A 14,280-nucleotide genomic window follows, 5' to 3' on the forward strand; every position below is an offset into this window, starting at 1 on the left:
CACCCTACCGGCGAATCCTTTTTGCAACATGCTGTTGTGCATTGCACAACAACGTGCGGGAGTGCTTTCCGTGCCGCGCGGGGCTTTCTAGGGTCGCGCTCGGGAGGTAATAGTGAAGTTTCTTAACTATGTTGCCGCCGGCGCCGCCCTGCTCGCGCTGGCCGCCTGCGCCCCCTCGACCGCCCCCGCTTCCGGCGGCGCCGACGAGAAGACCGGCACGCTGCGCGTCTGGCTCTTCGACGAGCCGAACCGCGCCCCCAAGGAGCGGGTCGTCGGCGAGGCCGTCAAGGAGTTCACCGCCGCGCACGCCGGCGTCCAGGTCGAGGTGACCTACATCCCGACCACGCCGGCCAGGCACGAGAAGTTCAAGGGCGCCTTCAACGACCCGGCCAGCTCGCCCGACGTGGCCGAGTACGGCAACACCGACCTGGCCGAGTACGCCGCCGCCGGCGGGTTCGCCGAGCTCGCCCTCCCGGCCCAGGACCTGACGCCCGACCTGGTCGAGTCGGCCACCGTGAACGGAAAGCAGTACGGCCTGCCCTGGTTCATCGGCGTCCGCGCCCTGTACTACCGAACCGACGTCTTCGACGAGCTGAAGCTGGAGCCGCCGTCGTCGATCGCCGAGCTGACCGAGACCGCCCGGACGATCCGCGCGAAGAAGCCCGGCCTGTACGGCATCGCCGTCGGCGGCGAGTACACCTTCGGCGCCCTGCCCTTCGTCTGGGACGCCGGCGGCGACATCACCGCCCTCGACTCCCCGGCCTCGCGCAAGGGCGTCAAGGCGTACACGGACCTGCTGAAGGACGACATCTGCCCGCCCCAGTCCTGCGTGTCGCTCACCGGAGGCAAGACCGTCGAGCTGTTCGCGAGCGGCAAGGCCGCGATGGGCATCCTGGGCAACTTCAACCGCTCGGCCGTGGACGCCGGGGCGGCGGCGGGCAAGTACGCGGTCGTCCCGCTGCCCGGCTCGGCCGAGGGCTCGATCGCGCCGGCCTTCGCCGGGGGCAACAACCTGGGCGTCATGAGGCACGCCAGGCACCGCACGCTGGCCGTGGAGTTCGTCGAGCTGCTGGGCGGCAAGGCGTACCAGGCCAAGATGTACGAGGCCATGGGCAACCTGCCGACGCTCACTTCCGCGCGGGACGAGCTGGCGGCCAGGGACCCGTTCCTGAAGCCGTTCCTCGACACGGTCGCCAGGGGCACGAAGTTCGTGCCGATCGACCCCGCCTGGGTGAAGATCGACAACGGCAAGGTCATCCCCACGATGCTGCAGAAGATCGCCACCGGCCAGGCCACCGTGGACGCCGCCACCACCGAGGCGGCCGCCGCCGTCAAGACGGCCTTCGGCCGCTCGTGAGAGCCCGGTCCGGCCGCCGGCCGTGGCTCTACCTGCTGCCCGCCGCGGCCGTGCTCGTGCCGCTGTTCGGCTACCCGCTCTACATGCTGGGCCTGCTGTCGGTCTTCGACTACCGGCAGGCCCAGGTCAGCGGCGGGCAGCCGAGCACGTTCGTCGGGTTCGGGAACTACGCGACGCTGCTGGGCGACGGCCGGTTCTGGGAGGTGCTGCTGCAGACCATCGGGTTCGCGGCGGCGCTGGTGCTGGCCACGCTGGCGGTCGGGGCGGCACTGGCGGTGCTGCTGACCCGCACGGGGCCGCTGCCGAGGGCCGCGCTGTCGCTGGCCGCGCTGGGCGCCTGGGCGGCGCCCGCGATGACCGGCTCGACCGTGTGGATGTTCCTGTTCGACGCCGATCTCGGGCTGGTCAACCAGGTGCTCGGGCTGGACGGCTTCAACTGGTTCTACGACCGGTGGGTCACCTTCCTGGTGGTCGGGGCGACGATCGTGTGGCACTCGTTCCCGCTGGTCATGCTCACGCTGTACGCGGGCATCCAGGCCATCCCCGGCTCGGTGCTGGAGGCGGCGGCGCTCGACGGAGCCTCGGCCTGGCACACGTTCTGGAGGGTGATCGTGCCGATGTTGCGGCCCCTGGTCACCATCGTCGTCATCCAGTCGGTGATCTGGGACTTCAAGGTGTTCACCCAGATCTACGTGATGACCAACGGCGGCGGCGTCGCCGGGCAGAACACCGTGCTGAACGTCTACGCCTACCAGACCGCGTTCGGCTCCTCCGAGTACGGGCTCGGCTCGGCCATCGCCGTGGTCATGACGCTCGTGCTGCTCGTGTTCACCCTGCTCTACATCCGGGCGCTGCATCGCGGAGGGGAACGGCTATGAGGAGAATCGTCCCCAACACGGTGGCCTGCGTGGTCGCGTTCCTGACCGCGTTCCCGCTGTACTGGATGGTGCTGTCGGCGCTCAAGCCCGACGGCGAGATCCAGTCGCTGGACGTCAGGCTGTGGACGCTCCACCCGACCCTGGACAACTTCGTCCGGGTGCTGACCGGGGAGGGTTTCGGGCGGTACCTGCTCAACAGCGCGGGCGTGGCGCTGAGCGTGGTCGTGCTGTCGGCCGCGGTGGCGTTCCTCGCGGCCGTGGCGGTGACCAGGTTCCGGTTCCGGTTCAGGACGACCGTGCTGATCATGTTCCTGATCGCGCAGATGGTGCCGGTCGAGGCGCTGACGATCCCGCTCTTCTTCGTGGTGCGGGACCTGGGGCTGCTGAACACGCTGGCCTCGCTGGTCGTCGTGCAGCTCGCGTTCACGCTGCCGTTCGCGATCTGGATGATGCGCGGGTTCGTCGCCGCCGTACCCGAGGCGCTGGAGGAGGCGGCGATGATCGACGGGGCCGGGCGGGCGACCGTGCTGTGGCGGATCCTGTTCCCGCTGGTCGCGCCCGGCCTGGTGGCGACCAGCGTGTTCTCCTTCATCACCGCCTGGAACGACTTCGTCTTCGCCAGGACCTTCATCATCTCCGCCAAGGACAACCAGACCCTGCCCGCGGCGCTGCTCGTCTTCTTCAAGCCGGACGAGAACGACTGGGGCGGGATCATGGCCGCCTCGACGCTGATGACGATCCCGGTGCTGATCTTCTTCGTGGCCGTGCAGCGGCGGCTGGTGTCAGGGCTTGGAGGGGCGGTCAAGGATTGAGATGTCGTGCTCGTCACCCGGGGCCAGGAACTCCAGCAGCCGCCGGCCCTCCTCCTCGACCTCGTCCAGGACCTTGATCGGCTCCCACTGGTGCACGTTGAGGGTGGAGACGCCCCTGGCCCTGGTGACCGTCCAGTCGCCGGCCGTGACGCCGTCGACCAGGATCGCGCGGGGCATGACGTTCGTGCCCATGAAGCCCTGGAGCGCCGCCGCCCCGGTCTCGGTGATCGCCCTGGAACGGTCGGCGTAGGAGAGGAAGAGGTTGTCGAAGTCGTACATGAGCCGTACCGGGGCGGGCACGTCCTCGCCGGGCCTGGGCGCGTCCGGCAGGTCGTACAGGGTCCTGCCGGCCTCGTCCCTGAACCTGACCAGGTCCATCGGCTCGACCACCTCGGCCAGCCGGGTCAGCCCCGACCACGTCTGCACGTCCTGCACCGACGCGGGACCGAACGCGGCCAGGTAACGCCGCACCAGCTCCGCCGGCGTCATCGGCGGCACGTCGAACCCGATCCAGGACTCCGCGCTCGTGTGGGCGATCGGCCCGCTCTTCCCCCACACGCCGCGCGGCGGCACCTGGACGAGCGGCACCAGGCACCGCACGCCCTGGCCCAGCGCGTGCGGGTCGTTGCCCGGCCAGCGCTCGGCCAGCGCCCGCCCCAGGTCGGCGAACGTCATCGGCCGTTCCTCCAGCAGCGCCCGCCCCGCCGCCGCCAGCTCGTCGAGGTCCACCCCCGCCAGCCGCTTGCCGAACGTCGTGCGGGTCATCCGCTCGGTCACCACCTGCAGCAGCGGCCGCATGGCCAGGCAGTCGCGGGCGGAGACCAGGTGGATGGTGGAGCGCTGCAGCGCGATGCGGACGAGCCCGCGCGAGAGCAGCAGCTCCGCCGCGTCGGCGGGCTGGAAGCCCGCGATGCGGTTCCACAGGCCGGTGTACCAGGTGTGCGGGGTCTGCGCCTGCAGCCCGCCGAGGTCCTCGACGACCTCGATCACGGTACGGCCGGTGCGGCGCAGCAGGTGCTGCCGCTCCAGCGTGGCCCGGTTGAGCGCCCTGCGGCTGATGAGGGGATCCATGACAGTAAAGGTAGGGGCTATTGCGGCCGGTCCCGGGCCGCAATAGCCCCAGCGACGCCGGCGGAACGCCGGCATGTGGCCTCTTACCGCCTGATGGTACGCGCCTTCGCGTACTCCCTGAGAAATTCGTCCCACTCGGTGTGCTGGGCGATCTGGAGGTCCCCGTAGTAGCGCGAGATCGTGCGCTCCATCGGGAAGTACGCGCTCAGCCCGCCGCACTCCTCCACCTTCTCGCCCAGATGCCCCTCGTTGACCACGAAGCCGCCGGGCCCGTGGATGGCCAGCAGCTTGTCGGCCACCGAGGCCAGCGTCGGGTCGGTCCGCGAGTCGGCCACCAGCGCCAGGCAGATCGTGCGCAGGTCCGTCAGCGACCGGTCGAGGTGGAAGCGGGTCGCGACCGACTGCACGCTGTCCACCACGGACCGGTTGACCTGCACCTGCCGGCGCATGCCTTCGGCCAGCGTCTGGAACTCGCGCATGAACTCCTCGATGCGCGTCGCGTCCACCGCGCACTGGGTGACGGTCTGGTGCGTGCCGCGGTAGGACTTGACGTACTCGTCCACCACGATCCGCCCGAGCTCGCGCGCGTCCATGCGCGGGTCGGCCGCCACGGCGGTGAGGATCTCGGTGTACGGCCAGCCCTCGTTGGGTTCGAGCTCCTCCGAGCCCACCACGACCCCGGCGTGCTCCCGGAGTTCGTAGCAGACCTCGAGGTTGCTCATCAGGCAGGCGTCCATGCCGAGCAGGTCGACCGGCCGGCCCAGGTCCTGGTGGACGGCCCGCATGACGTTGCACAGCTCGATGGTGTCCAGCGAGTGCAGCGTGCCGTCGTCACTGGCGATCGCCCGGTCGTGCCCGGTCGGCAGGCGGAGCACCTCGGTCAGCGACGTGGTGAACAGCGCCTTGGTGATCTCCTGCGACTCCGTCAGCCTGGACAGCTCGGAGAAGGCCGGCTCGCCGTCGGCCATCGACGCGCGCGGGGCCCTGCGGACGTAGCCGCTCTCCACGTCGCGCCGGACCGCGCGGCCCCTGACCTGGGTGTAGATCTGGTCGAGGTCGTCGGGGGTCCAGCCGCCGCCGTGGTTCCAGATCACCAGCGCGTACCGCCTGGCGGGCGCGCGGGCGACGGACCAGCGGACGAAGTCCAGGAGCGTCTGCGGGTGGCCGGAGTCGACGGGCGGGTGCAGCTCCTCGACCACGTCGGGCGCGCCGCCCGCCCTGATCTCCAGGTGCTGGGCCCGGCCGCCGGCGTCCTGCCGCTTGACGAAGCAGGTGACCCGGACGCCGTTGTACGACTGGACCGCGCGCAGCTCCTCCAGGTCGCGTCCCGCGGCGTCGGACAGGTTGTTGTTGCCCGCCATGTAGATCATGACGTTCCAGTCGGCCGGCTCGTCCGGGCGGGGCTCGTCCGCCGTGGCCGTCCCGGTCCGGCCGAGCGCCCGCCACGTGGCAGGGCCCGCCACGCCGTCGGCCGGCAGCCCCGCGCGCTGCTGGACGCTCAGCACGGCGCCGTAGGTGGTGCCGCCGAAGTACCCGTCGGCCCGTACCCGGTGGCCGCGGGCGCGCAGCAGCTCCTGGAGCCGCCTGACCTCTTCCCCTCTGCTGCCGAGCCGCAACGTGGGCCGCATCGTGGGCCGCAACGTGGGCCGCGGCGTGGGCCCGGCCATCAGTCGGCGGCCCAGTGGAAGTCGAAGCACTTGCCGTCGGGCGACAGGTCGCCGATCGGGATGACGTACATCGGCGCGTGCTCGCCGAACATCCGCGCCTTCCACAGCACGATCGAGCCGCCGGCCTGCACGGCCCTGGACTCGAAGACGGCGTGGCGGTCGCCGTCGATCTCGACGAAGCAGAGCTGCCTGTCGGTCTCGTCGGTGACCTGGATGCCCTTCCACCAGCTGCTGTGCGGCGCCGTCGAGATGCGGATCTCGGTGGTGCCGGGCTGGGCCGGGGTCTCGGTCAGGTGCAGGACGTCGCCGTCGCGCAGCCGGTGGGCGTTGACGAGCTCTGTCCTGGTGATCCGCATGAGCTGGATCGGGCCGCGGCCCGGCATGCGCTCGTACCGGATGGGGGAGCGCTGGTCGCCGTGCACGATGGCCAGCAGTTCGGGCAGCTGCGAGACGATGGCGGGCAGCGTGGCCTGCACGATGGGGCCGAAGTAGCGCTGGTTGAGCTCACGGTCGGTCACGCGTACGGGATGCTCGGCCCGGGTGCCGTTCATGGCCTGGAGGAGGCCGGGCAGCACCTGCATCATGATCGGGGTGACCGTGCCGAGCAGTTGCGGCACGAACTGCAGGAAGCGGTCCTCCTCGTTCTGGTCCGTGTCGGCCTTGGCGGGGCCGAAGGACAGGAGCTGCTCCACCAGCGGCGGGATGATGGCCTGCACGACCGGCATGAGGACGGCGGCCACGTCCATGAACGACCGGTCGGCGGCGAGCTGGGCGAAGATCTCCGGACCTGCGTGGCGTGGCTGCTGGTACTCCACGGGCCGGTGCTCCATGCGCGGTCCCATCGGCAGCAGGTGAGCCTGTTGCGGACGTGCGCCGAACTGGTCCGCTGCCTGGTGGGTCAGCTGTAGTCCCTGGAGGATCGTGGGGAACAGCACGTTGAGAATCCGTGCCTCCGCTCCCCGCTGCTCCTCTGCGATGTAGGACGGCATGATGTTCTCCCGGCTATTTGCGGCATTCGTCCACGTTGGACGCTATGAACGGGTCTTGCCGCGAGCATCAGGGAACGCCCTGGGGATAACCCCGGGGCGTTTCCCTAATGACCGAAAGAGCTGACTCGGGTCAAGGACACTGGACGCCCGCCGGGCCAAGGCACACGATGAACTTTGGCCTAGGGAACATCCGGCGAGGGGGTGAGTCCGATGGCAGCCCGCGCCCTTCGCAAGGGACCCGAGCGCTCCCGGGACGAACAGTTCGTCGGCCGGTGCCGGGAACTGGCGGTGCTCCACGCCCAGCTCGGGCGGGTCTGTGAAGGACGGTCGAGCCTCGTCGTGCTGGAGGGGCCGGCCGGGATCGGCAAGACGGCGCTGGCAGGGGAGTTCCTGTCCGCGATCGAGAACGCGGTCGTGCTGGAGGTCAGCGGGGACGACGGCGAGTCCGAGCTGCCGTACGGGGTGCTGGCGCAGCTCGGACCGCAGGCACAACACGTGCCGGAGACGCTCGCCGGGCTGGCCGCCGGGGCCGTCCCCGACCCGCTGGCCGTGGGGGCCGCGCTGCTGGAGCTGCTGGCCCAGCTCCAGCTCGGCACGCCCGTGGTCGTCGCCATCGACGGGGCGGACTGGGCGGACCTGCCCTCGTTGCAGGCGCTGACGTTCGCGCTGCGGCGGCTGCGTACCGACCGGGTGCTCGCCATCGTGATCGTCAGGGAGAGCGACCACCCCAGGCTGCCCGACGGGCTGCGGCGGCTGCTGCGCAGCAGCGCGGCGCTGCGGCTGCCGCTGGGCGGGCTGAGCGCGCGCGAGCTGCAGGCGCTCAGCGCCCGGCTCGGTCCCGTACGGCTGACGCCCCAGGCCGCCGAGCGGCTGCACGAGCACACCAAGGGCGTGCCGCTGCACGCGCGGGCGCTGCTCCAGCAGGTGCGCGCCGAGACCCTGGCCGACGTGGACGCCCCGCTGCCGGCGCCGCGCGCGTACGCCACGCTGGTGCGTGGGCGGCTCGGCGGATGCGAGGCCACCGCGCAGCGGCTGCTCACGGCCGCCGCCGTGCTCGGCACGCCCGCGCCGCTGCACCTCGTGGCCCGCATGGCCGAGCTGGCCGAGCCGCTGCCCGCGCTGGAGCAGCTCACCGCCGCCGGGCTGCTCGTGGAGTGGCGTACGGGGGCCGGGGTCTCGGTGGGCTTTCCGAACCCGCTGGTCAGGGCCGCCGTCTACCACGACCTCGGGCCCGCCACCCGGCGGCGGCTGCACCTGCTGGCCGCGTCCCTGGTGGACGACGTGGTGCACCGGCTGCACCACCGGCTCGCCGCCGCCGACCAGGTGGACGACGAGCTCGTCCGCGAGGTCGCCCTGATGGGGCGGCGGCAGGCGGCGGCCGGGCAGTGGGCCAAGGCGTGCGGATGCCTGACCCGGGCCGTGCAGCTCACGGAGGGAGGGCCGGACCGGGACAGGCTGATCGCCGAGGCGGTGGAGGCCCTGCTGGCCGCCGGCCGGCCAGGGGACGCCGGGGCCCTGGCAGCCCGCGTGTCGCCCGGCGGGGACCCCGAAGTGCACGGGTACGTGCAGGGGTCGGTGGCGCTGGTGGCGGGGCGGGTGGCGGAGGCGGCCCGGCTGCTCGACAACGCCTGGACCCACGCGGGCGGGCAGGGGGGTGGCGACGGATGGCTCGCCTCGGCCGTCGCCGCCCGCCAGGCGATGGCGGGCCTGCTGCGCGGCTGTGGCGGGGACGCGGCCCGCTGGGCGGAGCGCGCCACGACGGCGCCGGACGGCGGCGGGCGGGAGTTCGTGCGGTTCGCCCGGCTGGTCGGGCCGGGGCTGGCGGGGGACGTCGGGAGAGGGCCGGCGGAGAGCGCGGAGCTGCCGGCCCCGGCGCAGGCCACGGCGGGCGAGCTGGACGCGCTGCTCGGCCGCGCCACCCTGCGCCTGTGGGCCGACGACCTGGCAGGCGCGCAGGCGGACCTGCTCGGCCTGCTCGCCGTGGGCGCCGGCAGGTCGGCGCCGTTCCAGCTCCTGGTGGCGAGCACGCTCGCCCAGTCGGAGTACCGGCTCGGCAGGTGGGACGACGCCGCCGGGCACGCCGAGCTCGGCGCCTCGACGGCCGACGACTTCGGCCAGGCGTGGCTGGCCGGCTACGCGCACGCCGTGGCCGCCCTCGTGCCGGCCGCGCGCGGCGAGTGGGAGCGGGCCGCCGCCCACGTACGCGCCGCGCGCGCCGCCTGCGCGCCCGGCAACGTCTCCGCCCAGGTCAGCACGGCCGCCGCCGAGGCCCTGGTGGCCACGGCCCGCGGCGACCACGACGCGGTCGTCACCGCGCTCACCCCGCTCACCAGGACGGACCTGCCCGACGAGCCGGCCGCCGTGCTCTGGCGCACGCTCCTGGCCGACGCGCTGGTCAACGCCGGCAGGCCGGAGGAGGCCGAGAAGGTGCTCGTACCGTGCGAGCTGCTGGCCCTGGACAGGGAACGGCGCAGCGTGCTGGCCGCCGCCGCGCGCGCCAGGGCGGGGCTGCACGCCGCCAGGCACGAGCCGGTCGAGGCGGAGGCCTGCTACCAGGTGGCGCTGGAGCACACGGCGAAGATCGAGACGCCGTTCGAGGAGGCCAGGATCCAGCTCGCGTACGGAACTTTCCTGCGCCGCAGGGGCCGCCGCTCGGCCGCCGCGGAGCAGCTCGAAGCGGCCCAGCTCACGCTCTCCAGACTGGGCGCGCTGCCGTACCTGGAGCAGTGCGACCTGGAGCTGGCCGCGAGCGGGCGGGCGGTGCTGCGCCCGCAGGACACCGCCAGGCTCGGCCTGACACCTCAGGAGCACACGGTGGCGGTGCTGATCAGCAGGGGGCTGACCAACCGGCAGGCGGCACGCAAGCTGGTGCTGAGCGTCAAGACGGTCGAGTACCACCTCAGCCACATCTACACCAAGCTCGGCATCACCTCCCGCACGGCGCTGATCGGGAAGCTGAGCGATCTCGGTGAGTGATCGTTATGATCGCATTGACCGTATTGTCGTTCGGGGGAGCGTGATGACCGTTTCGCGGCCGAAGACCCTGCTCGCGATGGCACCGCACATCGCCGCCCGGCTCGTCACGGGCCCGGTGCGCGAACGCCTGGTCACGATCGCCGACGTGGACCCCGGCCTGGTGGCCGCCGACTTCGCCGACCCGGCCGTGGCCGGGGCGCTGGCCGAGGCGGAGGTGCTCTACACGAGCTGGTGGTGCCCGCCCATCACCGCCGAGGTGCTGGCCGCGGCGCCGCGGCTGCGGGCCGTCGTGCACGCGGCCGGCTCGGTGAAGCACCACGTCACCGAGGCGTGCTGGGAGCGCGGCCTGCTCGTCTCCTCCGCGGCGGCGGCCAACGCCGAGCCCGTCGCCGAGTACACGCTGGCCGCGATCCTGTTCGCCAACAAGCGGGTGACCGACATCGCCCGGCTCTACCGGGAGCAGCGGGGGGTGCGGCTCGACCTCGACCGGATGTTCCCCGGGTTCGGCAACTACCGGCGCACGGTCGGGATCATCGGCGCGTCCAAGATCGGGCGGCGGGTGATCGAGCTGCTGCGGCCGTTCGAGCTGGACGTGCTGGTCGCGGACCCGTACCTGACCGATGACCTCGGCGTGCCGCACGTCGGGCTGGACGAGCTGTTCGAGCGGTGCGACGTGGTCAGCGTGCACGCGCCCGAGCTGCCCGAGACCCACCACCTCGTCAGCTCCGCCCGCCTGGCCCGCATGCGCGACGGCGCCACGCTGATCAACACGGCCCGCGGCTCGCTCGTCGACCAGGACGCGCTCGTCGCCGAGCTGGCCTCCGGGCGGCTGTACGCGGTCATCGACGTCACCGAGCCCGACCCGCTGCCCGCGGACTCGCCCCTGTACGACCTGCCGAACGTCCTGCTCACCCCGCACATCGCCGGCTCGCTGGGCGGCGAGCTGGCCCGCATCGCCGACCTGGCCGTGGACGAGCTGGACAGGTACGCCCGGGGCCTGCCGTTCGCGCACGGCGTGGCGGCGGAGGAGCTGGCCACGCTCGCCTGAGAGCCGGATCTCCCCTCTCCCGAGGTGAGACCGCCGTCCCGTTATTCGCGTGAACCGGCTGTCACCAGGCCAGTAGGATCTCGCCCATGGTGGCCACCGGATCCGGGAGTGGGAAGGCGTACTACGTCACCACTCCCATTTACTACGTCAACGACGCGCCGCACCTGGGCCATGCCTACACGACCGTCGCGGGCGACGTGCTCACGCGCTGGCACCGGCAGCGCGGCGAGCGGGTGTGGTTCCTGACGGGCACCGACGAGCACGGCCAGAAGGTCCTGCGCACCGCCGAGGCCAACGGGGTGAGCCCGCAGGAGTGGTGCGACAGGCTCGTGGAGGAGGCGTGGAAGCCCCTCTGGCGGCATCTGGAGATCGCCCACGACGACTTCATCCGCACCACGGAGCAGCGGCACACCGACCGGGTGCGGGAGTTCGTCCAGGATCTCTACGACAAGGGGGAGATCTACCAGGGCGGCTACGAGGGCCCGTACTGCGTGGGCTGCGAGGAGTACAAGCTGCCCGGCGAGCTGATCGCCGGCGAGGGCGAGTACGCGGGCAGGCAGCTCTGCCCGATCCACAAGCGGCCGGTGGAGATCCTCAAGGAGGAGAACTACTTCTTCAAGCTGAGCGAGTACGGCGACAGGCTGCTCGCCCACTACGAGGCCCACCCGGACTTCATCCAGCCCGAGTCGGCCCGCAACGAGGTGGTCAACTTCGTCCGGCAGGGCCTGCAGGACCTGTCCATCTCCCGCTCGACCTTCGACTGGGGCGTGCCCGTCCCGTGGGACGACCGGCACGTCATCTACGTCTGGGTGGACGCGCTGCTCAACTACGCCACGGCGGCCGGCTACAACCAGAACCAGGACACGTTCGAGTCCCGCTTCCCGGCCGACGTGCACCTCATCGGCAAGGACATCCTCCGCTTCCACGCGGTCATCTGGCCGGCGCTGCTCATGGCCAACGGGCTGCGGCTGCCCGGCCGCGTCGTCGCGAACGGCTGGCTGCTGGTCGGCGGCGAGAAGATGTCGAAGTCGAACCTGACCGGCATCAGCCCGCGCGACATCACCTCCCACTTCGGGGTGGACGCCTTCCGCTGGTACCTGCTGCGCGCGATCGCCTACGGCCAGGACGGCTCGTTCTCCTGGGAGGACCTCGCCGCCCGCTACACCTCGGAGCTGGCCAACGACTACGGCAACCTCGCCTCCCGCGTGGCCGCCATGGTCGGCAGGTACTTCGACGGTGTCCTGCCCGAGGCGACCGCCGACGGCGGGGCCGAGCAGGCCGTCCAGGACGCCCTGGCCAAGACGGTCGCCGACGCCGACAGGAAGATCGGCGACGACGTGGACTTCCAGGCCGGCATCGTGGCCATCTTCGACTTCGTCAAGCAGGTCAACGGCTACATCTCCGAGCAGGAGCCGTGGAAGGTGGCCAAGGACGGCTCCCCGGAGGGCCGGGCCCGCCTGGCGACCATCCTCTACACCGCCGCCGAGTCCCTGCGCGCGGTCGCGGTGCTGCTGAACCCGTTCATGCCCGAGAGCTCCCAGCGGCTCTGGGAGTCGCTCGGCGCGGAGCCCGGCCTCGGCGCCCTCGCCGGCCAGCGGGTCCAGGACGCCGGCGAGTGGGGCAGGCTCCCGGCCGGCTCGGTGATCACCAAGGGCGCGATCCTCTTCCCGCGCCTGGAGGACAGGCCGGGCGCGTAGCGGGCCCCCGCGGCCCGGCCCTACGCTCTCCGCATGGACAAGAGGGTGATCGACGGCCGCTTCGAGCTCGTGGAGCGGCTCGGCGGCGGGGGCATGGGCCTGGTGTGGCGCGCCTGGGACGTGGCCCTGCACCGGGAGGTCGCGCTCAAGGAGGTACGCCCGCCCGACCCCGCCATCGAGGAGCACGACCCCACCCTCGCCCGCGAGCTGCGCTCCAGGGTGCTGCGCGAGGCCCGCGCCCTGGCCCGGCTGAACCACCCGCACGTGGCCACCATCCACCACATCGTGGACCCGGGCGAGCAGGGCTATCCCTGGATCGTCATGGAGCTGGTCACCGGCGGCTCGCTCCAGGACCACCTCCAGCACGGCCCCTTACCGGTCAGGGAGGCGGCGCGGCTGGGGCGGGAGGTGCTGTCCGGGCTGCGGGCCGCCCACGCGGTCGGCATCCAGCACCGCGACGTCAAACCCGCCAACGTGCTGCTGCGCGAGGACGGCCGCTCGGTGCTGACGGACTTCGGCATCGCGGCGATGCGCGAGTCCACGAGCCTCACGGCCACCGGGTCGTTCATCGGCTCGCCCGAGTACATGGCGCCCGAGCGGATCAACGGGGTCGAGGGCGATCCCGCCTCCGACCTGTGGTCGCTGGGCATGCTGCTGTACGTCGCGGTGGAGGGGCGGCACCCGCTGCGCCGCGGCACCACGCTGGCGACGCTCGCCGCGGTGCTCAACCAGGACGTGCCGCCCGCGGAGCGCGCCGGGGCGCTCACGCCCGTGCTGAGCGCCCTGCTCGTCCGCGATCCGTCCGCCCGGCCGGACCCCGAGACCCTGGACCGGATGTTCGCGGACGCCGAAGCCGGCCGCACACCCCCGCCACCCGGCCCGTACGCCGGCGGCCCCGCGATCCCCCAGCCCATGGCCCCCGCCTTCCCGCCCGGTGCTGGGTACGCCACCGGGCAGCCCGTCTTCCCGCCCGGTGGTGGGCAGACCCTGCCGCCCGCGCCCGCCTATCCGCCCGGCGGTGGGCAGACCGTCCCGCCCGGGTACGGGAAGGCGCCGCAGCAGCCGCCGTGGGGCCCGGGGCCGGTTCCGAACGCGGACACCGCGAACACGCGCCGCAGCCGTCGCGGTGCCAGGGGAGCGGCGGTGGCGGCGGCGGTGTCCGTGGCGGCGATCGTGGTGGTGGGCGTGCTGGTGTGGCGGTTCCTCCCGCCGGCCACCCAGGGCGACCCGCGACCCACCGCCCTGAGCCTCGGGAACGATCCCACCGCCACCACGAAACCGGCCGACGACCAGGCCGAAGAGCCCACAGGGGAGCCCACGGAGGAGCCCACGGAGAAGCCCACCCCGAGTGACCTGCTGACCCCCACCGGCATGCGCGGCATGATCGTCGACCTGAAGCGGATCATCGGCGGAACCAAGATCGTCAGAATGACGATCCATCCCACCCACGCCTCCGTGGACGTCCCCCGCAAGGACGACCCGGAGGTCTACGACAGCTACGACTACCGCGACGGCGAGGTCACCGGCCCCAGGAAGGGCAGCACGTTCGACACCCCCCTCGTGGACCTGGCCAAGTTCAACTGGAACGCCCTGCCGAACCTGCTCAAGAAGGCGAAGCAGGACCTCGGCGCGCGCCCGCCGATCTCCCACCACCTGATCGTGGAGCCGAACTACTCGTTCACCTCGACGAAGCAGGTCCTGCTGGTCTACGGCTCCGACGAGTACGGGCGCGGCGGTTACCTGGTGGCCTCCCCTCAGGGGCGGGTGCTCAAGGTCGTCAGCTGA

The 14,280-nt window shown here is 72.1% G+C and carries 10 protein-coding genes; 7 read left to right on the plus strand and 3 right to left on the minus strand.

Features of this window, described 5'->3' with window-relative positions; genetic code table 11:
• Nucleotides 1-112: 112 nt before the first annotated feature.
• From HD593_RS07200 to HD593_RS07210, 3 genes are read left to right on the plus strand one after another with little or no spacing between them, the layout of a single operon-like run.
• Nucleotides 113-1,357: an extracellular solute-binding protein gene (locus HD593_RS07200; protein ID WP_185101421.1), complete on the plus strand. Its 1,245-nt coding sequence runs from the start codon at nt 113-115 to the stop codon at nt 1,355-1,357.
• Nucleotides 1,354-2,235 carry a carbohydrate ABC transporter permease gene (locus HD593_RS07205; protein WP_185101422.1) on the plus strand — a complete coding sequence of 294 codons (882 nt, stop codon included), beginning with the start codon at nt 1,354-1,356 and terminating at the stop codon, nt 2,233-2,235. Before HD593_RS07200 ends, HD593_RS07205 begins: the two co-directional genes overlap by 4 nt.
• Nucleotides 2,232-3,047: a carbohydrate ABC transporter permease gene (locus tag HD593_RS07210; RefSeq protein WP_185101423.1), complete on the plus strand. Its 816-nt coding sequence runs from the start codon at nt 2,232-2,234 to the stop codon at nt 3,045-3,047. The genes HD593_RS07205 and HD593_RS07210 overlap by 4 nt, the downstream gene beginning before the upstream one ends.
• Here the strand turns inward: HD593_RS07210 and HD593_RS07215 are convergent.
• The 3 genes from HD593_RS07215 to HD593_RS07225 all read right to left on the minus strand — a co-directional run bounded on the left by HD593_RS07215 (nt 3,018) and on the right by HD593_RS07225 (nt 6,774).
• Nucleotides 3,018-4,118, minus strand: a complete 1,101-nt coding sequence (locus tag HD593_RS07215; RefSeq protein WP_185101424.1) for a winged helix DNA-binding domain-containing protein — start codon at nt 4,116-4,118, stop codon at nt 3,018-3,020. The genes HD593_RS07210 and HD593_RS07215 overlap by 30 nt on opposite strands.
• Before the next feature lie 83 nt (nt 4,119-4,201).
• Nucleotides 4,202-5,746 (minus strand): clostripain-related cysteine peptidase, encoded by a 1,545-nt coding sequence (locus HD593_RS07220; protein WP_185101425.1) that lies wholly within the window; start codon nt 5,744-5,746, stop codon nt 4,202-4,204.
• A 38-nt stretch (nt 5,747-5,784) separates the two neighbouring features.
• A complete protein-coding gene (locus HD593_RS07225; protein ID WP_185101426.1) occupies nt 5,785-6,774 on the minus strand; it encodes a hypothetical protein in 990 nt (329 codons plus the stop codon).
• A gap of 210 nt (nt 6,775-6,984) precedes the next feature.
• Between HD593_RS07225 and HD593_RS07230 the strand changes: the two genes are divergently transcribed.
• The 4 genes from HD593_RS07230 (at nt 6,985) to HD593_RS07245 (ending at nt 14,280) form a co-directional block, all read left to right on the plus strand.
• Entirely contained in the window at nt 6,985-9,750 is a 2,766-nt protein-coding gene (locus HD593_RS07230) for a helix-turn-helix transcriptional regulator (protein ID WP_185101427.1), read from the plus strand.
• A gap of 43 nt (nt 9,751-9,793) precedes the next feature.
• Nucleotides 9,794-10,798, plus strand: coding sequence for a hydroxyacid dehydrogenase (locus tag HD593_RS07235; RefSeq protein WP_185101428.1), 1,005 nt, complete (start codon nt 9,794-9,796; stop codon nt 10,796-10,798).
• Between the two features lie 86 nt (nt 10,799-10,884).
• Nucleotides 10,885-12,495 carry a methionine--tRNA ligase gene (gene metG, locus HD593_RS07240; protein WP_185101429.1) on the plus strand — a complete coding sequence of 537 codons (1,611 nt, stop codon included), beginning with the start codon at nt 10,885-10,887 and terminating at the stop codon, nt 12,493-12,495.
• Nucleotides 12,496-12,528: 33 nt separating this feature from the next.
• Nucleotides 12,529-14,280 (plus strand): serine/threonine-protein kinase, encoded by a 1,752-nt coding sequence (locus HD593_RS07245; RefSeq protein WP_221524641.1) that lies wholly within the window; start codon nt 12,529-12,531, stop codon nt 14,278-14,280.

It is taken from the genome of Nonomuraea rubra (assembly GCF_014207985.1).
GTDB lineage: Bacteria > Actinomycetota > Actinomycetes > Streptosporangiales > Streptosporangiaceae > Nonomuraea > Nonomuraea rubra.